Annotated in this window: 15 protein-coding genes; 13 read left to right on the forward strand and 2 right to left on the reverse strand. The window is 67.9% G+C overall.

From position 1 onward, the window contains the following. Positions 1-36: 36 nt before the first annotated feature. From ON43_RS21595 to ON43_RS21655, 13 genes are all read left to right on the forward strand, one after another. The gene (locus tag ON43_RS21595; protein ID WP_040810191.1) at positions 37-1206 is read left to right on the forward strand and encodes an MFS transporter; all 1170 of its coding nucleotides are present in this window, start codon (positions 37-39) and stop codon (positions 1204-1206) included. A gap of 221 nt (positions 1207-1427) precedes the next feature. Next, positions 1428-2801, forward strand: a complete 1374-nt coding sequence (locus ON43_RS21600) for an amino acid permease (protein WP_040810193.1) — start codon at positions 1428-1430, stop codon at positions 2799-2801. After that, a complete protein-coding gene (locus ON43_RS21605) occupies positions 2798-3895 on the forward strand; it encodes an alpha-hydroxy acid oxidase (RefSeq protein WP_040810195.1) in 1098 nt (365 codons plus the stop codon). Before ON43_RS21600 ends, ON43_RS21605 begins: the two co-directional genes overlap by 4 nt. Further along, on the forward strand, positions 3892-4251 hold the full coding sequence (locus ON43_RS21610) for a RidA family protein (RefSeq protein WP_051178870.1): 360 nt from the start codon (positions 3892-3894) through the stop codon (positions 4249-4251). The genes ON43_RS21605 and ON43_RS21610 overlap by 4 nt, the downstream gene beginning before the upstream one ends. After that, positions 4248-5252: a class I SAM-dependent methyltransferase gene (locus ON43_RS21615; protein WP_040810197.1), complete on the forward strand. Its 1005-nt coding sequence runs from the start codon at positions 4248-4250 to the stop codon at positions 5250-5252. The genes ON43_RS21610 and ON43_RS21615 overlap by 4 nt, the downstream gene beginning before the upstream one ends. Before the next feature lie 33 nt (positions 5253-5285). After that, positions 5286-6155, forward strand: coding sequence for a PIG-L deacetylase family protein (locus ON43_RS21620; protein ID WP_040810199.1), 870 nt, complete (start codon positions 5286-5288; stop codon positions 6153-6155). Further along, entirely contained in the window at positions 6152-7102 is a 951-nt protein-coding gene (locus ON43_RS21625) for an alpha/beta hydrolase (protein ID WP_040810201.1), read from the forward strand. The genes ON43_RS21620 and ON43_RS21625 overlap by 4 nt, the downstream gene beginning before the upstream one ends. Positions 7103-7135: 33 nt before the next feature. Further along, positions 7136-8236 (forward strand): glycosyltransferase, encoded by a 1101-nt coding sequence (locus ON43_RS21630; RefSeq protein ID WP_040810203.1) that lies wholly within the window; start codon positions 7136-7138, stop codon positions 8234-8236. A gap of 35 nt (positions 8237-8271) precedes the next feature. Continuing rightward, on the forward strand, positions 8272-8607 hold the full coding sequence (locus ON43_RS46835; protein ID WP_157514134.1) for a DUF732 domain-containing protein: 336 nt from the start codon (positions 8272-8274) through the stop codon (positions 8605-8607). Positions 8608-8808: 201 nt separating this feature from the next. Beyond that, entirely contained in the window at positions 8809-9180 is a 372-nt protein-coding gene (locus ON43_RS21640) for a hypothetical protein (RefSeq protein WP_040810207.1), read from the forward strand. 95 nt (positions 9181-9275) lie between these two features. Continuing rightward, entirely contained in the window at positions 9276-9878 is a 603-nt protein-coding gene (locus ON43_RS21645) for a dihydrofolate reductase family protein (protein ID WP_040810209.1), read from the forward strand. Beyond that, complete coding sequence (locus ON43_RS21650; protein ID WP_040810211.1) at positions 9875-10216, forward strand: YciI family protein; 342 nt, start codon at positions 9875-9877, stop codon at positions 10214-10216. The genes ON43_RS21645 and ON43_RS21650 overlap by 4 nt, the downstream gene beginning before the upstream one ends. Continuing rightward, positions 10209-11438, forward strand: coding sequence for an RNA polymerase sigma factor (locus ON43_RS21655; protein ID WP_040810213.1), 1230 nt, complete (start codon positions 10209-10211; stop codon positions 11436-11438). Before ON43_RS21650 ends, ON43_RS21655 begins: the two co-directional genes overlap by 8 nt. Before the next feature lie 514 nt (positions 11439-11952). On the opposite strand, the gene ON43_RS21660 is transcribed toward ON43_RS21655, so the two are convergent. Together ON43_RS21660 and ON43_RS21665 are read right to left on the reverse strand one after the other, a co-directional pair. After that, entirely contained in the window at positions 11953-13434 is a 1482-nt protein-coding gene (locus ON43_RS21660) for an HNH endonuclease signature motif containing protein (RefSeq protein WP_167333449.1), read from the reverse strand. Positions 13435-13501: 67 nt separating this feature from the next. Beyond that, on the reverse strand, positions 13502-18196 hold the full coding sequence (locus ON43_RS21665) for a non-ribosomal peptide synthetase (RefSeq protein ID WP_051178872.1): 4695 nt from the start codon (positions 18194-18196) through the stop codon (positions 13502-13504). Between the last annotated feature and the right edge of the window lie 8 nt (positions 18197-18204).

Consider the following 18204-nt stretch of genomic DNA (forward strand, 5'->3'; position numbering starts at 1 on the left):
CTCATTTAGGAGCTCGGGGACCGCTAGGAGTCCAGGATGCGAGCAGCCGCGCCGGGTGCGCTGCTGGTGCTGATCATGGCCCAGCCGAATATGGCGACCGGGATGATGCCGTACTACCGGCACGCCTGGACGCTCGCGCCACTGCTCATCACCGCGATCTTCGCCGCGTACCTGTTCGCGCTGACTCCGACGCTGGCAATCCTGGGCACGCCGCCGGGCAGGCGAGCCTGGTGGTGGCGCATCGGGGTGGGCAGCGCCTTCGGCATCGCCGCGGATCTGGCCATGGCCGTGGCGCATTCACCGTGGCCGGTGGTCGCGGCGCGAATCTGCGCCGGATTGTCGGTGGGCCTGGTGACCGGCTCGCTGGCCGGATTGATCCTGGAGCGCAAGGGCGAGCGCGGCCGCACGGCCATGGCCGTGGCGACCGTGCTGGGCTCGGCACTCGGCACCATCGCCGCCGCCGTGATCGCCCAGTACCTGCCCGCGCCCGGCGTGACCGTGTATCTGGCGCACGCGGTACTGCTCACGCTCGCCGCACTCGCGGTGGTCGGCGACCGGGCGATGCTTCCGGTGGCCCCCGAAAAAGCCATCGCCACGACAGCCGCTACGACCGAACCCCGAATCGCCGGATACCTCAGCGGGATTGCCGCCTGGGTCTCGGCGGGCCTGGTGGTCGCGCTCCTGCCGAGCTACGGCGCGGAACTCCTGGGCACCACGAATCTCGCCCTGCTGGCCCTGCCCGTAACGCTCTACCTGGTCGCCGCCTGGCTGGCCCAGCGCCTGCTGCCACCGAACAAGCTTGCCGCCGAGCCGGTTTCGGCACAGTGGATCATCATCGCCGGAATCATCCTGGCCGCCACCGTCTCCTGGATCCCCAGCCTGCCCCTGCTGCTCTGCGGCGGCCTGGTGGCTGGTTGCGGCCAGGGCCTCGCCTACCGCGCCGGTCTCCGAATCGTCAGTGCCGCAACCCCTCCCGACCAGCACGCCCGCGCCTCGTCCCGATTCGCGGGCGTGGCCTACGCGTGCGCCGCGGTCTCGACGGTCGCGTTCGGCGCGATCGCCACGGCCGCCACCATGCGCGCCGCGGTGCTCGCCGCCGCGGCCGTCCTGATCCTGGTGGCCGCGGCCACCGCCGTCGTCCGTCGGCGCGCAATGGCGCGCGCCGCGGACTTGTCCTCCACTCGGAAGATCTCGACAACCGCATAGCAGAACACCTGTTACATTCGACAAAGCAATTCGAATGTCACGCGAATTCACGCGCGAATTATGTTCGCGCGCAATAGCGCATGCCGACCCGGAATTCGGTTGTCCTCAATTACAAATCACGCGAAACAAAGTGGTTACGCGAGTTCACCGCAACATAAACTCAGCCCCTTTCACTGGAATGCATACCGCTCAAACACATTCTCTCCGAATGGATTCCAGAAATGGCAGCACCAACACTCACCCGCAGCCTCGGCCGGGTGGACCTCATCGCCATGGGTGTCGGCACCATCGTGGGCGCGGGCATCTTCGTCACCACCGGCATCGCCGCCGCGACCAAGGCGGGACCGGCCATCGTCCTGTCTTTCGTGCTGGCCGGGGCCATCTGCGCGCTGGTGGCGCTGTGCTACAGCGAACTCGCGTCCATGACGCCGCTATCGGGCAGCGCCTACACCTACACCCGCGAAACGCTGGGTGAGACGCCCGCCTTCCTGGTCGGCTGGAATCTGCTGCTCGAATATGCCGTCGCGGCCTCGGCGATCGCGATCGGCTGGTCCGGATTGTTCGGCGCGGCCCTGGATTCGCTATTCGGAGTGACTCTGCCCAAGGCGATTTCCGCGGGCCCCAGCGACGGCGGCGTCATCAATCTGCCCGCCGTGCTCATTGTCGCCGCACTGGTCGGCGTGCTCGTCTTCGAGGTCAAACTCACCGCCGCCGTGGTGAAAACTCTGGTGGCCCTGACCATCGGCGTTCTGGTCCTGGTGATCGCGATAGGCGCACCCCATCTGCATCCCGGCAATTGGTCGCCGTTCCTGCCGTTCGGCGTGCACGGCATCGCGGCCGGGGCGGCGCTGGCGTTCTTCGCGTATCTCGGTTTCGATGTCGTCGCCACCTCCGCCGAGGAGACCCGCGATCCGCGTCGCGATCTGCCCTGGGGCATCATCGGCTCGGTCGTCATCGCCACCGGGCTCTATGTCGCGGTGAGCGCCGTATTGACCGGCGTCGCACCGTATTCCAGCCTGAACAACGCGGCACCGGTCGCGACCGCGCTGGCCGCCTTCGGCGCGGGCTGGATCGGCAAGGTGATCCTGGTGGCCTCGGTGGTCGCCCTCACCAAGGGCCTGCTCATGGTCTGCTACGGGCCGACCCGCCTGGTGTTCGCCATGAGCCGCGACGGCATGCTGCCGAAGGCCCTGTGCCGCACCGGTTCCCGGGGCACACCGGTCCGCTTGAGCCTGTTGCTGGGCACGATCGTCGCCGCGGTCGCGGGATTCCTGCCCATCGGGACGGTGGCGGAGCTGGTCAATATCGGCGCACTGTTCGCCTTCGTGATCGTGGCGCTGGGCGTGCTCATCCTGCGCCGCACCGCGCCCGACCGCCCGCGCCCGTTCCGAGTGCCGTTCCTGCCGGTGGTGGCGGTCGCCGCGATCGCCGGATGTCTCTGGCTGGCGACCACATTCGAGGCGCTGACCTGGCTGAGATTCGTGATCTGGAGTGCCGCCGGGTTGGGGATCTACCTCTTCTACGGCCGCGCACACGCTGCCACCGCCCCCGATTCTTCCCTGGCCGTACCCGTCCCCGCCGGAGGTGCCGCGTGACCGCTCAACTCGACAGCTTCTACCCCACCCGCGTCGATTTCGGGACCCTCGACGAAATCCACCGCGCCGCAGCGGCCGCTCTCCCGGCCGAGGTCATGGACTTCGTCGAGGGTGGGGCGGGCAAGGAGATCACCCTGCGCGACAACCGCGCCGCCTTCGACCGCTGGCGCATCCTCCCCGCCCCGATGAGCGGCGTCGGCGCGCCCTCGACCCGCACCGAGATCCTCGGCATGCCCTTGCAGACACCGATTCTCACCGCCCCGTTCGGTGGTGACGCCCTGTTCCACCCCGACGGCCATCCGGCGGTGGCCCGGGCCGCGCAGGCCCGGGGAGCGCTGTCCGTCGTGCCGGAGGCGGGCAGCTACTCCTACCAGCGGGTGCGGGCCGCCGCGCCGGGGGCGGCCCGCATCGCGCAGGTGCATCCCTTCGGTCACGTCGGCGCTGTCGCCGATCGCGTCGCGCGGCTGGGTTATGAGGCGCTGTGCGTCACCCTCGACTGTCCCGTCGGCGGCTTCCGCACCCGCAATATGGCGAACCGTTTCGATCCGGACCAGCGTCATTTCGCGGGTAACCTCACCGGTGAGGATGGCGCGCCCGGCGTCGCGGAGATCTTCGGCCAGCTGCTCAAACGCGGTGGCATGGTGTGGGATTGGGCCACGCTGGCGACCGCTGCTACCGGCTTCGGACTACCCTGGATCGCCAAGGGCGTGCTCACCCCCGCAGCCGCCGAGCGGGCCGTGGGCATCGGCGCGAGCGGGCTGGTTGTCTCCAATCACGGTGGGCGGCAGGTGGATCCGGCACCGGCCAGTCTCGACATGCTGCCGGGTATCCGTGCGGCCGTCGGCCCGGACATACCGATCCTGCTGGACAGCGGGATTCGCACCGGCAGCGACGTCTTCCTGGCGCTGGCGCTCGGCGCGGACGCGGTGATCATCGGCCGCGCGGCCATCTACGGGCTGGCCGCGGCCGGGGAGGCGGGCGTGGATCGGGTGCTCGAGCTGCTCACCGAGGAGCTGCGCACGCTCATGATCCTGGCCGGGACTCCCGGCATCGCCGAGATCGACTCCAGCCGAATCGTCAGGGCGAGCTCATGACCGCATTCCCGTCGGCCCGTACCGGTTCGGGCTTGATCTTCACTTCCGGCCTCGCGGCCATTGACCCCGAAACGTTCACCATCCTCTCCGACACCTTCGAGGGCCAGGCGAAAGAGGTGTTCCGCCAACTCGACCAAGCCCTCGACCAGGCCGGCTCCGACCGCACCCGAGTCCTCCGCCTGGAGTGCTATCTGGCCGACCGCAGCTACTTCCCGGCCTGGAACGCCCTCTTCGCCACCTACTTCCCGACGGCCGCACCGGCGCGGATCACCACCGTCACCACCCTGCCCATCGACGGGCTGCTCATCGAAATCCAGGCGATCGCCATCGCCACCGCTCAGGAAGATCGATCATGACCGCAGTCACCCCGCTCGTCCATTCCGCCTCCGCCATCGGTGATTTCACCATTCGAGACGTCATCGAGGGCCAGACCGCAGGCCAGCTCATCGTCGCCGCCGACGACTGGGGCTGGTGGGTCACCCTGCTGGGCGGCGACACCATCGCACCCACCACCGGCATCCAGCACACCGTCGCCGAGGGCCTGGTCCGCGCCGGATTCCTGATCCGGCGCGGACACCGCTACCAGCTCACCCACACCGGCCACGACGTCGGCAAGAACCGCGGTTTCGTGCGGGTCGCGGTGCGCGGCTGGGAGCCCACCTTCCGGCAGCTGTCCGACAGCCCGCATCGCGAATACATTCCTGCCGCAACGGAACCCGGCGAAGTGGCCAGGGGCTGCACCGACATCGCGCGCCGCCGTCCGGAGATCTTCGAAGCCATCGGCCGCGCCATAGCGACCGGAACCCCCGGCTGCACCATCGATCTCGGCTGCGCGGACGCGGGTCGCGTGATGGCGCTGGCCGGAATCGCCGGGCAGGAGAGATTCTTGGGCGTCGATATCGAGGACGGCGTAATAGATTCCGCCACCGCCGAACTCGCGACCCGCGGCCTCGCCAACCGCATCACCCTGCTGACCGGTTCCGTCCAGCCCGAGCCGACCCCGCCCGCCTGGCTGTCGGCCGTCGACCGCGACAGCGTTACCACCGCCATGTCCTTCTTCCTGCTGCACCAGCTGGCCTCCGACGGCGACGGCATCGCCGCCGTGCTGCGCGGCTGGATGGACTGGTTCCCCAACCTGCAACGACTGGTGATCGGCGACGGCTATCTCCTGGAAGCCCCGAATTGGACGCAGCAGCCGTGGTTCTCGCCCACCTACGAGATCTACCACGCGGTCACCGGCGTCCGGCTGTGGACGCGGCACGAATACGAGCAGGCCTTCGCCGAACTCGGCTGGACGGTGCGGCGACGGCTCGAGGATCACACCATGCTGGTGACCAGCATTCTCGAACGGGATTGAGCCGGATCGGACGGGTCGGTACGGTGAGGATCGATGGATCTCTCCCGGAGGCTCGATGCCGCGGGCCGCGTGGTGGTGGTATCACCGCATTTCGATGATGCGGTGCTGTCGCTGGGCGGATTGATCGCGGCACGGGCCGGCCGGGGGCAGGCGGTGGAAGTGCTCACCGTGTTCTCGGCCGAGGGAGCCGGGCGAGAAGGCGGAAGGCGACAGAAAGCCTTCTCGGACTATGCCTCTCGCATCACCGAGGACGATCGGGCACTGTCCACCCTGGGTGCTCGTGCCCGACGCCTCGGCCTGTTCGAGCGCCTGTTCCGCGATCCACCGCCACGCGGACCCCTCCCGCTGTTCCGGACCTCCGAGGATCTGGCCCGGGGCGCGTACACCGAGACGGTCGCCCGTACGATCCGCCGCCTGCTGGATTCCGAAAACACGCTGGTACTAGCCCCGTTGGGGATCGGCAACCATGTGGATCACGTGATCGTCGCCGTCGGCGCGCTCACCGTCGCTCGCGCCGACCCGCGAATCCTGTTCTACGAGGACTTCAACGCGCTGTCGGAACGCAATCGCCGCCGCCACCCGGTCTCCCGGCTCCGCCCGTTCCCCTACCGCTCAGCACCCGGCCGCGCCAGCCCGCGCATCGGCCTGGAGATGGAGGCCATGTCGCTACTGGCCCGGGGCCCGGACGCCACCGAGCTGGCCGGGCTACCGGTCCGGCGCGAGCAGTGGGATATGTCTGCGTTCCCTATGAGCAATGCACTGGAAAGCATCAAACTCCGCGCCATCGCGGAATACCGCACCCAGGCAACGGCTTTGGGCGGCGAACAACGACTGCGCGAAATCCTGCATCGCGCCCATGCCGTCCGCGGCGGCGAGCCGGTCTGGAGGTTCCAGCCGTCATGAGATGGATCGCGGTGCTGGCAATACTGTTCGGCTGGCCGGGCACACCCGCCCGAGCCGACACCACCGCGCGCATCGACCACATCGTCCACCTCACCGACCGCTGGCTACAGGTCTTCATCGACTCCCCCGCCATGGCCGCCACCGTCCAAATCGACGTCCTCCTCCCGCCGGCCGCCACCGGCTCTCACCCGACCGTCTATCTCCTCGAGGGCATCGACTCGGCCCGTCCGGATCAGAACGACTGGACCGCCCAGGGCGGCGCGGTGGACTTCTTCGCCGACAAGAACGTCAACGTCATCCTCCCCGTCGGCGGCGCGGGCAGCTACTACACCGACTGGCAACGCGACGATCCCGTACGCGGCCACCAGAAATGGGAAACCCTTCTCACCCAGGAACTCCCGCCTCTCCTGAACTCCCGCTTCGACGGCAACGGCCGCAATGCCATCCTCGGCATCTCCATGGGCGCGCAATCCGCCATGATGCTGGCCGAACGCTCCCCCGCCCTGTACTCGGCCGTCGCGGCCCTGAGCGGCTGCTTCAACACCAGCGACACCATCGGCCAGGCCGAACTCCGGTACATCGTCAGCACCAACGGGTCGGACCCGGACAATATGTGGGGCCCGGCAACCGATCCCGACTGGACAGCGCACGACGTCCTCGGCCATGCCGACCAGCTGGCAGGGAAGTCGCTCTACCTCTACGCCGCCTCCGGCCTATCCGGCGAGCACGAAAACGCGACCACCCCCGACCTCCCCGACGTCGTGATCGAAGGCGGCGCAATCGAATTCGGCACCCGCCTGTGCACCGATGTCCTCCGTCGAAAGCTGGAGTCCCTCGCCATCCCCGCCACCTACGACCTCGCCCCCGCGGGCACCCACAGCTGGCCCTACTGGCGCGACCACCTGGCCACCGCGTGGCCGGTGCTGGCCGCCGCGCTGGGCCCATAGTTCGAATTCGTCGGGGAGAACGGGAGTTCCAGGGTGCGAGTACTCTTCATCGCCACCCCGCTGATCGGTCACACCTTCCCGATGTTGCCGCTGGCATTGCATCTGCGCGAGGCGGGCCACGAGGTGCTGCTCGGATCGGGCGACGAGGTGGTCGGCGTGCTGCGCGACCAGCTACCCACGGTGACCATCGCCGACCCCATGAGTGTCCGAGTCCCCGTCCGCGCCTTGGCCTTCCACCCGATCGCGGCCCGCAACGCCATCCTCGGCTCCGCCGACCCGATGGTCGCGGCCCGCGTCTTCAAGTCGGTGAACGACAACATGCGCACCCGAGTCCTGACCCTGGCCGAGCACTACGCCCCCGACCTGATCATCCACGAACCTTTCGCCGCCGTCGCAGCCATCGCCGCCGAAACCCTGAAAATCCCGGCCGTCCTGCACAATATCGGCCTCGACCACGGCGAACGCGTCTGCGCCGGCCTCCTGGATCGCCTGGCCAGCCCCCACACCGCCGACACCGCCGACACCGCCGCCCTCAGCATCGCCCCGCCCAGCATCGTCTCCATCCCCGGCTGGCCCATGCAGTACATCCCCTTCTCCACCCCCGGCCCGCCCATGCCCGACTGGCTCACCACCCCACCCGACCGCCCCCGAATCCTGGTCACCCGCAGCACAATGCTCGGCGACCGCGCGACCCCGTTCCTCACCTCGGTCCTGCGCGCGGCCCCGGCCGTCGACGCCGAATTCGTCATCGTCCGCCCGGACCGCGGCGTGACCCGGCACAAGGCCCTACCCCCGAACATCCGAACGGTCGGCTGGACCATCCTCAGCGACGCCCTGCGCACCTGCACCGCCATGATCAACCACGGCGGCGCGGGCTCGGTCTACGCCGCCCTGAGAGCCGGTCTCCCCCAGATCCTCACCCCCGACACCGGCGACCGCGGCTGGAACGCCAGCCTCATCCAGCAACGCGGCTGCGGCCTGTCCATCCTGCCCCGCCGCATTACCGCCGCCGACATCACCCGCCTGATCACCGATCCGAATCTGGCTACCGCCGCCCGCGAGGTAGCCACCGAAATGTCCACCATGCCAACCCTTGCCGCCGTCGCCGCACGCTTGGCCGGGTTGGTCGGCTAGGCTCGCCGGGTTCGTTCGATGATGAAGGAGAGTTCGTGGGTAAAAAGAGCCGTCTCGCTTCGGGTTTCGGAGTGATGGCTGCCGGGGTGGCATTGCTGGTGGGGACGGCTACGGGGGTGGCCGGGGCGGAGCGGGCGCTCACGGCGCAGGAGCAGGTGTTCGTGAGTTATCTGCAGGCGCAGGGTGAGCTATTGACGGATCTGGATCAGCAGCTGGCGGCCATCGACGTCGGTAAGGCCGACTGCAATGCGCTGGCGTCCGGGCTGACCAAGGAGCACCTGACCGAGCAGCTGCCGGGCGGTGCGGCCGAAAAGGAAGAGGCCCTGCTGTTCCTGAACGCCGCGACGGCGCCGGGCAGCCTCTGCGGCTGAGCCGAATCGTAGAAGACCTGCGGGCGCTGCCGGATCGGGCAGCGCCCGCTGTTTTTTCACGACTGACCGCTGCTATCTGGTTGCGTAACTTATTAATTGCATACCTTGCGGAATTCTTCAGCAAACCTCGTATCGCACGGCCCGAGCGGGCGTAGCGTCACCGCACGCGAGAACCCGTCACGCCGCACGAGAGGAAGATCCATGGCGGACTTGGAGATTGCACTCAAGGACATGATGATGCTGGACGGCGCCATCGGCGCCGCCGTTGTCGACTATGGCAGCGGTATGCCCCTGGGCATGCTCGGCGGCAGCAAGAATCTCGATATCGAGATCGCGGCCGCCGGGAATACGGAGGTGGTCCGCGCCAAAATGCGCACCATCGAGCAACTCGGAATCAATGAGGAAATCGAGGACATCCTCATCACCCTGACCGGCCAATACCACCTGGTGCGCCCGCTCCGGGGGCGACGCTCCCACGGCCTGTTCCTCTACGTGGCGCTGGACCGCGCCCGCGGCAATCTGGCCCTGGCCCGCCACCGCCTCAAGGACATCGAAGAGAGCCTCGAGGTCTGAGGATTTTTTCGCGGCCGCGGTGTCGTATTCGCGGTACCCCGTTCGTGTAGGAGATGAACCCGGCAACCTGGCCGGGCAAACTCCCAGGAGCGAGCATGGGCACGATCACCGCGGTCGTCAACCTCACCCTCGACGGCGTCATGCAGGCCCCCGGCCGAGCCGACGAGGACACCCGCCACGGCTTCACCGGCGGCGGCTGGGCACACCGATACGCCGACCCGGTCCAGGCCGAGTTCATGGGCAGGCACATGGCCGCCCACAGCGGCGGCGGCCTGCTCTTCGGCCGCCGCACATACGAGGACTTCTACGGTTTCTGGCCGCACCAACCCGACAACCCGTACACCGAGGTGCTGAACAAGGCCGAGAAATTCGTCGCCTCCCGCACCTTGCGCGAACCACTCCCCTGGCAGAACTCGACTCTGCTGGCGGGCGACGCGGTGGCGGCCGTCCGGAAACTGCAGGCCGAGCGCCCCGACCTCGATCTCGTCGTCCTCGGCAGCGGCGAGTTGCTGCGCTCCCTCATGCGCGCGGGCATGATCGACGAGTACCTGCTCTCGATCCACCCGTTGACGGTAGGCCCCGGCACCCGGCTGTTCGACGGCGTCAATATCGGCCCGCTGCATCTGGCCGACAGCGTCACCACGACGACCGGCGTCATCATCGCCACCTACCGCCCCGCCGGAGAGGAGTCGCTGTGACCCAGTACCTGCTCAGCATCTACCAGCCCGACGACACCGCACCGCCGGACAATCTCGACCAGATCATGAGCGACCTGGCAGAGCTGAACACCGAGATGCGCGAGGCCGGTGCCTGGGTCTTCGCCGCCGGCCTGCACGCCCCCGACACGGCCACCGTGCTCCGCCGCCAGGGCTCCGAGGTCCTCATCACCGACGGCCCGTACGCCGAAACCAAGGAGCACATAGGCGGATTCACCGTCCTGGAGGCTGCCGACCTGGACGAGGCCCTGGATTGGGGCCGCCGCATGGCAGCGGTCATCGGCCTGCCCATCGAGGTCCGCCCCATCCAAGATGCCTGACATCCCCTCCGGCACAGTCGATATCGCGTCCGTAGCGACGGTCTTCACCGAACACTACGGCCGCACCGTCGCCAGCCTGATCCGCGTCTTCGGCGACGTCGACATCGCCGAAGACGCCGTCCAGGACGCCTTCACCACCGCCCTGGACCGCTGGCCATCGGACGGCATCCCACCCAACCCACCCGGCTGGATCATCACCACCGCCCGCAACCGCGCCATCGACCGCCTCCGCCGAGACGCCGCCCGCGCCGACAAATACGCCCAGGCCGCCCTCCTGCACGAGCAAGACGAACCCGCCGAGGAGGGCCCCGTGCCCGACGACCGCCTCCGCCTGATCTTCACCTGCTGCCACCCCGCCCTCTCCCCCAACGCCCGAGTGGCCCTGACCCTCCGCCTCCTGGGCGGCCTGACCACCGCCGAAACGGCTCGAGCCTTCCTCATCCCCGAACCCACCATGGCCCAACGCCTCACCCGAGCCAAAGCCAAAATCCGCCACGCCCGCATCCCCTACCGAATCCCGTCCGACGCCGACCTCCCCGCCCGCCTCGACACCGTCCTGGCAGTCCTGTACCTGATCTTCACCGAGGGCTACACCACCACCGCCGGCGAAGAGCTGACTCGCGCAGATCTGTGCGCCGAGGCCATCCGCCTAACCCGAATCCTCGCCGACCTCATGCCCGACGAGCCGGAAGTCTGGGGCCTACTAGCCCTACTCCTGCTCACCGAATCCCGCCGCGCCGCAAGAACTTCCCCCGAAGGCAACCTGATCCCCCTCCCCGAACAAGACCGCACCCTCTGGGACCCCGACCTGATCGCCGAAGGCCACACCTTGGTCCGCCGCTGCCTCCGCCACAACCACCCCGGCCCCTATCAAATCCAAGCCGCCATCCAGGCCGTCCACACCGACGCGCCCTCTGCCGCCGACACCGACTGGCCCCAAATCCTCGCTCTCTACGACCAATTGACCATCCTCGCTCCGAGCCCCGTGGTCACCCTCAACCGGGCCGTGGCCTTGGCCGAGGTGGAAGGCCCCGCCGCCGCCCTCGCCACCCTCGATGGCCTCGACCTCACCGACCACCACCTCTACCACGCAGTCCGAGCCGACCTCCTCCGCCGCCTCAACCGCAAACCCGAAGCCGCCCAGGCCTACCAATCCGCCATAGCCGCAGCCCGCAACGCGGCCGAACGCGAGTACCTCCGCGCCCGAGCCGCGTCGCTATAACGAGCAAGAACGAAAAGACAAAAGAACAAAAGATAAAGATGCCAGGAGGAGGGAGAGAGGCTGGCTGGGTTGGGCACCTCGGTGGCGGCACCAGCCTCCTCGAGGCTCGGGCGCGCAGCGGCCCGGGGAACAACACTCAAAAACGCCCGCCGCGTGTCCGATTCGCCCGGTTCCCGTCACCGAGCGGCACATTTTGGAGGCAGGATTAGGGAGGAACCGGACAAACGCCCTCCAGGATGTGCCGCTCGACGAAACAAGAGGCGGGCGAGGGGATGACGGGGAGGGGTTGGGGTCTTGGTCCCTTTGGTTTTGCTTTGGGTTTTGTCTTGGAAGGTGATGCGTGCGGTCCGTGGGCCGGGATCGGCGGGTCACGGCTCGCAAGTCGCGTCAGCGAAAGTCCGGTAGGGCAGGCGAGGTGACCACACTGCCCGGTGCATGCCAACGGGAGGATTCCGGTCGGCAGTGATCCGCGCGAGGAGTCTTCCCCCGGGTTACCTGGCCTCACGCCGCTGAATCACATGTTGCGGCCACGGGTCCGCCAGTACGCCTTGCGCTGCGACGGCGTGCAATACACGTGCATCATCTCCATCAGGCCATCGATCACCGGCCCCGCATCAATGAACGGGGAAATGGTTTCCGCATCGGGGACTCCGGCGGCGGTGACCGGCGACACGGGTTCGGTGGGGAACAGGAACGGTGTGCCTTCGGGGGTGGTGGTGATCGAATCGCCGGTGGGCGTGGTCCATCGCACCTCCCGATCCGGGAGATGATCAACCTTCCAACCATTGCAGTTGTTGTCGGCGAGAGTCTTGAGCCGGTGATGGCGTCGACACCGCGCCCCCAGATTGTGTTCGGTAGTGCGGCCACCGTTGTCGGGATTGTCGTGGTCGAAGCGGTCTTGGTGGTCGAGGTCGGTGTCGGCGGCGGGGACCTGGCAGCCGGGGGCGCGGCAGATGCCGTCGAGGGCACGCACCCGGGCGGCAACCCGGGCGGTGGGCCGGTAGGTCAATTCCTTGACGCCACTGGCCTTCTCAGACGCGATGGAGACGACAGCGCCAGAATCGGCGGTGTCGAGAGCGGCAGTGTCGGTATCAGTGATGATTTGGAAGCGGGCGTAGCGCGCGACCTGCCGGGCGAGGTCGGCGTCGATCGCCCCAAGACCCGCCAGCAGCGCCGGGTTGTCCTGCAGTCCTGCAAGTGTTTCCGCCGACACCCCCACCTGCACCAACGCCTTACGCGCCACCGGAGCCACCGCATCGAACGCCGCGCGCGGGCAGTCTTCGCGACCGCACTGACAGGTGAGACGTCCGGTGCCATCGGCGAGGGCCACCAAAGCGTCTGCGCGGCGCTGGTTCTGGGTGCGCGGGTCCTCGCTGCACACCTGGGTACAGGCCATCTCCCGCAGCTTCTCGAACAGGGTGCGGCCCCCGACAGCAGGCAGCACACCTTCCAGCACGGTGGTGCCGTTGTCGGCGGCGTTCACGCTGACGTAGCGTTCGGCCTCGGCTTCCTTGCGACGCTTCGCTTGCCCTTCGGGGTCGGCCTCGGTGATCCAACGCCGGGCGGTACGCCGAACCCGTTGCGGGTCCGCGTTTTCCGCATACGCGGCGATCTTCGGCTCCAACTCGGCGAGCTGGTCTTCGGGCACGTTGGTGAGGGTTTCGCGGATCGCACGCACCTGCGCCAGGTCGATACGCCCGGCAGCGAAGGCTCGCGCGGTGCTCGGGTAGCGGTGCTTGAGATCGAGCCCGATATTGATCAGGTTGTCCGCGGACCGCTGCGACATCTTGAGCGCGACACCGATTTCAGTGGCGGCGCTCTCGCCCGCATAGAGCTGCCCGACCCCCACGTCGAGCTGCTGGGCGCGGCGGGCCTCGTACAGCTGTGTCATGAGCGCGGTCTCTTCGGCCTGCAGCGCAGCTATCCGTGAGTGCACAACGCGAAGCTGTTCCACCACCCCGAAGGTGCTGGCCCAGTCATCAGCGAATTCACCCATACCATCGATCATAGTTTCGAATCCCTCGACACGACACCATGATCGAAGCAACACGCACTGTAAATCTCTAGCTATCACCAACTTTCGGCATCCGCGAGTTCAGGAACGGAGCTATCTGGGCGGCCCTCTCGGCGTTGAGCATTGCCGTGTGCCATTCGTCGATGCCGATTCGGTCGATGCGGCCGGTGATGTGCGGTCGCCAGGAGTCGACGAAGTGAGCCCGGTTGGATTCCCGGGCAGCGGTGAAGAGGAGGGCGTCGCCGGTGAAGCGGCCCGGGATGTATGGGAGCGGGTCGGAGAAGCTGGAGAGGACTCGTTGGATTTGTTGGGGTGTGAGGATTCCGGTCGCGGATATGCGGTCGGCGATCAAGGCGTAGAAGTCGTCGAGGTTGTCGACCTCGGGGACTTCGTCGAGGTTCAGGGCGTCTTGCCAGCCGCCGAGGATTCGGGATATGGCCGTGGTGACGTCCTGCCGGGTGGGTTCGTGGGCTTGGCCCATACCGGTTTCCGGGGTGGCGTCGACCAGCGCGAGCAAGCCGACGGAGTGCCCGAGGGACTGGAGGCGCACCGCCATGGCATGCGCGATCTGCCCGCCCAGCGACCAGCCCACGAGGTTGTAGGTGGTGTCGGGGAACTTTTCGAGGAGTTCGCGAACGTAGCGGTCCGCGTAGGCCGACACCGAGTCCAAGCGGTTCTCGTCAGCGACGATGTGCGGATCCTGGAGGCCGTAGACCGGGCGATCGGGGTCGAGGTGCGGCACGAGCGACCCATAGACCCAGGAGAGACCGCCACCGGGGTGGATACAGAACACCGGAGGCTGGCTGCCGGAGGACCGAAGCGGAGTCAGGACGCCCAGGGAAATCGGCAGGGCGTTCGTGCCGCTTTCGAGGGTTCGTGCCAGGGCAGCCGGGGTGGCGTCGGAGAAGAGCCGACCAAATTGCAGCTGACTCCCGCTGCGCGAGCGGACCAGAGACACGACTTGCACTGCGGTCAACGAGTTTCCGCCCAGGGCGAAGAAATCGTCGTCGGCGCCGACCCGGTCCACGCCGAGCACCTCGGCGAAGACGTCAGCGATGAGCTGTTCCAGGCGGGTCGCCGGTGCGCGGAACCGCTGGGATGTGGACTCCGGCCGCGGTAGTGCCCGGCGATCCACCTTGCCGGTGGCGGTCAACGGCAGCCCGTCGAGCACGATCACCACATCCGGCACCATGTATCCCGGCAGTCGTTCGGAAACCGATCGGCGAACGACCACGGGATCGATCGCACGTCCCGATTCAGGCACGACGTAGGCGACCAGACGAGCTGCGGCACTGTCACTTTCGCCGTCAAACCCATCGACAACCGCAACCGCCTGCCCAACCCCCGCCAACTCGGTCAGCGCAGCCTCGACCTCGCCCAGCTCCAGCCGCTGCCCACGCACCTTCACCTGGAAGTCGGACCGCCCGACGAACACCAAACCAGTGGTCCCCGAGTCATTTTCGTCAATGACCCAGCGCACCAGATCCCCGGTCCGATACAACCGCTCCCCTGGCGCACCGAACGGATTCGGGATGAACCGCGACGCCGTCAACCCCGCCCGCCCCCGATACCCGCGCGCCACACCGGGACCCGCAACATACAGCTCGCCGACCACCCCGACCGGCACCGGTCGCAGGCTCGCGTCCAGCACCACCGCGCCGGTCCCCGGAATCGGCCCGCCGATCCCGATCCCACTCTCGGGATCCAGTTCCGTACCCGTGGTCCAGATGGTCGCCTCGGCGGGCCCGTACAGATTGTGAACTCGGCGGCGACCGGCCGTATCCGTCCCAGCCCACTGCGAAACCAGCCGCTGCGGGCACCGATCGCCACCGGTCAAAACCACCCGAAGCTGTTCGAGCTCTTGCGGATTCAGCGTCAACGCCACCGACGGCGTCAGGAACGCATGCGTGACGCGCTCGGTGCGCATGAGCTCCGCGAGCGGCTCCCCGCCGTACACATCGGCCGGTGCCACCACCAAACTCGCACCCGCCGAAACAGCCAGCAGCAGTTCCAGCAGCGCCGCGTCGAAGGTGCGTGCGGCAACGGCCAGCACCCGGGAATCCGCGTCGGCCGCACACCGGCGACGATGATCGACAACCAGAGCAGCGAGACCGGCGTGGGTGACCTCAACCCCCTTGGGCAGCCCCGTGGAACCGGAGGTGTACACGACGTAGGCGGTATTGGCCGACCGAGGCAACGGGTGCGGCTCCTGACCGTCCGGCATCACAGTCCCGCGCGCCGGATCCGACCCGTCCAACACCATCCACGCCACGCCTCCGGGCAGCACCTCCCGATGCAGCTCCGACGTAATCCCCACGCGCACACCGGAATCAGCGCACACGAACGTATTCCGCTCGGCCGGATGCGCCGGATCCACCGACACGAATGCCGCGCCGGTCTTGGCGACAGCCCACACCGCCAGCACCCATTCCAGCGACCGCGGCACCCCGATCGCGACCACCGATTCCGGCCCGACCCCCAGCTCGACGAGCTTCCACGCCACCCGGCTCGACCGCTCGTCGAGCTCCCGATACGTAAGCCGCCGCCCGGAATCCACGACCGCCTCGCCATCGGGATTCGCGGCCACCGCGGCCGTCAGCAACGCCGGGAGCGTCACCTTCGCCGGGACAGCCGAGACCCGATCCATCCGCCCCCACTCGAGCACCAGACGCTCACGTTCCTGCGCGGACAGAATGTCGATGTCCCGCAACGCAATCGAGGTGTCCTCGGCAATGGCCGCCAGCACCCGATGCAACTGCCCCGCCATCCGCGCGATCGTGTCCGCATCGAACAGATCCGTGGCATAGCTCATCCCGACCGGAATCGCCCCGGTCTCATCGGGCGAGTCGGTGAGCGTCAGGGTCAGATCGAACCGCTCGACACCGATATCGGCCCCGAACGTCGATACGGCGAGCCCGGGCAGTTCCAGCCGCACCTCGTCGAGATTGTGGAATCCGAGCATGACCTGGAACAGCGGATGATGAGCCTGACTGCGCGGCGGATCCAGCGCCTCCACCACCTGCTCGAACGGAATCTCCGCATGCGCGAACGCATCCAGGTCCACGCCCCGCACCTGCGCCAGCAACTCGGCGAACGACAGCGACTCGTCCATCCGGGTCCGCAGCACGACTGTATTGACGAACATGCCGACCAGATCATCGAGCACCGCCGCCCCGCGTCCCGATACCGGTGTGCCGATCGCGATGTCGGTACTTCCCGACAACCTCGACAGCACCACCGTCAAGGCCGCATGGAACACCATGAACACAGTGGACCCCGACGCCTGCGCCACCCGCTGCAGCCCCGCCACCACCGCCGGTTCCATCGCGAACCCGTAGGTCGCCCCGCGATGCGAAGCGACAGCCGGCCGCGGCCGATCGGTCGGCAGTTCGAGCGCTTCCGGCAGGCCGTCCAAGCGCTCCCGCCAGTACCGAACCTGCTGCGACAGCATCGATTCGGGGTCCTGAGCCGTGCCCAGCAACTCCCGCTGCCACAGCGCATAATCGGCGTATTGCACCGGCAATGGCAACCAATCCGCCTGCCGCCCAGCGCTCCTGGCCGCATACGCCGCCGCCAGATCCCGGGCGAGGGGTGCCATCGAGAACCCGTCCGCATTGATGTGATGCACCACCATCACCAACACGAACTCCTCATCCCCCACTGCAAGCAGCCGCGCCCGCAACGGAATCCGTTCGGCCACATCGAATCCCGTCGACACCACATCGGCCACGGCATCGGAGGTCTTGTCCTCGTCCACGGCCATCGGCGTCAGATCGCTGTCGACCGCCGTGCCGAGCTCCGCGACCGGCACCACCACCTGATACGGCACCCCGTCGATATCCGGGTACCGCGTCCGCAGCACCTCGTGCCGCGCCAGCACATCCATGATCGCCGCCGACAGCGCATCGACATCCAGCGCGCCGGACAAGCGCAGTACCAGGGGAATGCTGTAGGACACCGATTCCGGCGCGAACCGGTTCACGAACCACATCCGCTGTTGCGCGAAGGACAGGGGCACGCGGTCCGGGCGGAGCTTCCGTTCAAGTCGTGGCCCGCTCGACTTGGTCAGGTCACCGGTCGTCTCGCCCATCCGTCCCGCGAGCACTCCCGCCAGATCACCGACCACTGACGCCTCGAACACATCGCGGACAGCCACCGGCACGCCCACCCCATCCGCCAGCCGCGCCGACAATCGCGTGGCCGACAAGGAGTTTCCGCCCAGCGCGAAGAAGTCGTCGTCGACGCCCACCCGTTCCAGCCCGAGCACCTCGGCGAAGACCCGAGCCACCGATTCCTCGACCGGCGTCGACGGCTCCCGGAAGTCCTGACTGCTGAACACCGGTTCCGGCAGCGCCTTCCTATCGACCTTGCCGCTGCTGTTCAACGGCAGGGCATCGAGCACGACCACCGCGTCCGGGATCATGTACCTGGGCAGCCGCTCCCCGACCGCGCGGCGGACCTGTGCGTCGTCCAGCCCCGCGCCGGCCACATAGCCCACCAATCGCCCACCGGCGGAGCTGCTTTCGCCCGCCAGGTGCACGACCACCGCCTGATCGACCCCGCCGACCTCGCACAGCGCGGCCTCGACCTCGCCCAGCTCCAGCCGCTGCCCGCGCACCTTCACCTGGAAATCGGACCGTCCGACGTACACCAGTGTCGCCGACCCGGATTCGGTCTCGACCCACCGCACCAGGTCACCGGTCCGATACAGCCGCTGCCCCGGCACACCGTACGGGTCCGCCACGAATCGAG

The sequence above is a fragment of the Nocardia concava NBRC 100430 genome, assembly GCF_000308815.1.
In the GTDB taxonomy this organism is placed as follows: Bacteria; Actinomycetota; Actinomycetes; order Mycobacteriales; family Mycobacteriaceae; genus Nocardia; species Nocardia concava.

Bases quoted from the DNA above. Each gene is read 5' to 3' on its own strand.
- ON43_RS21595 (WP_040810191.1), top strand. From the start codon at position 37: ATGCGAGCAGCCGCGCCGGGTGCGCTGCTGGTGCTGATCATGGCCCAG.
- ON43_RS21600 (WP_040810193.1), top strand. From the start codon at position 1,428: ATGGCAGCACCAACACTCACCCGCAGCCTCGGCCGGGTGGACCTCATC.
- ON43_RS21610 (WP_051178870.1), top strand. From the start codon at position 3,892: ATGACCGCATTCCCGTCGGCCCGTACCGGTTCGGGCTTGATCTTCACT.
- ON43_RS21615 (WP_040810197.1), top strand. From the start codon at position 4,248: ATGACCGCAGTCACCCCGCTCGTCCATTCCGCCTCCGCCATCGGTGAT.
- ON43_RS21620 (WP_040810199.1), top strand. From the start codon at position 5,286: ATGGATCTCTCCCGGAGGCTCGATGCCGCGGGCCGCGTGGTGGTGGTA.
- ON43_RS21625 (WP_040810201.1), top strand. From the start codon at position 6,152: ATGAGATGGATCGCGGTGCTGGCAATACTGTTCGGCTGGCCGGGCACA.
- ON43_RS21640 (WP_040810207.1), top strand. From the start codon at position 8,809: ATGGCGGACTTGGAGATTGCACTCAAGGACATGATGATGCTGGACGGC.
- ON43_RS21645 (WP_040810209.1), top strand. From the start codon at position 9,276: ATGGGCACGATCACCGCGGTCGTCAACCTCACCCTCGACGGCGTCATG.
- ON43_RS21655 (WP_040810213.1), top strand. From the start codon at position 10,209: ATGCCTGACATCCCCTCCGGCACAGTCGATATCGCGTCCGTAGCGACG.
- ON43_RS21660 (WP_167333449.1), bottom strand. From the start codon at position 13,434: ATGGGTGAATTCGCTGATGACTGGGCCAGCACCTTCGGGGTGGTGGAA.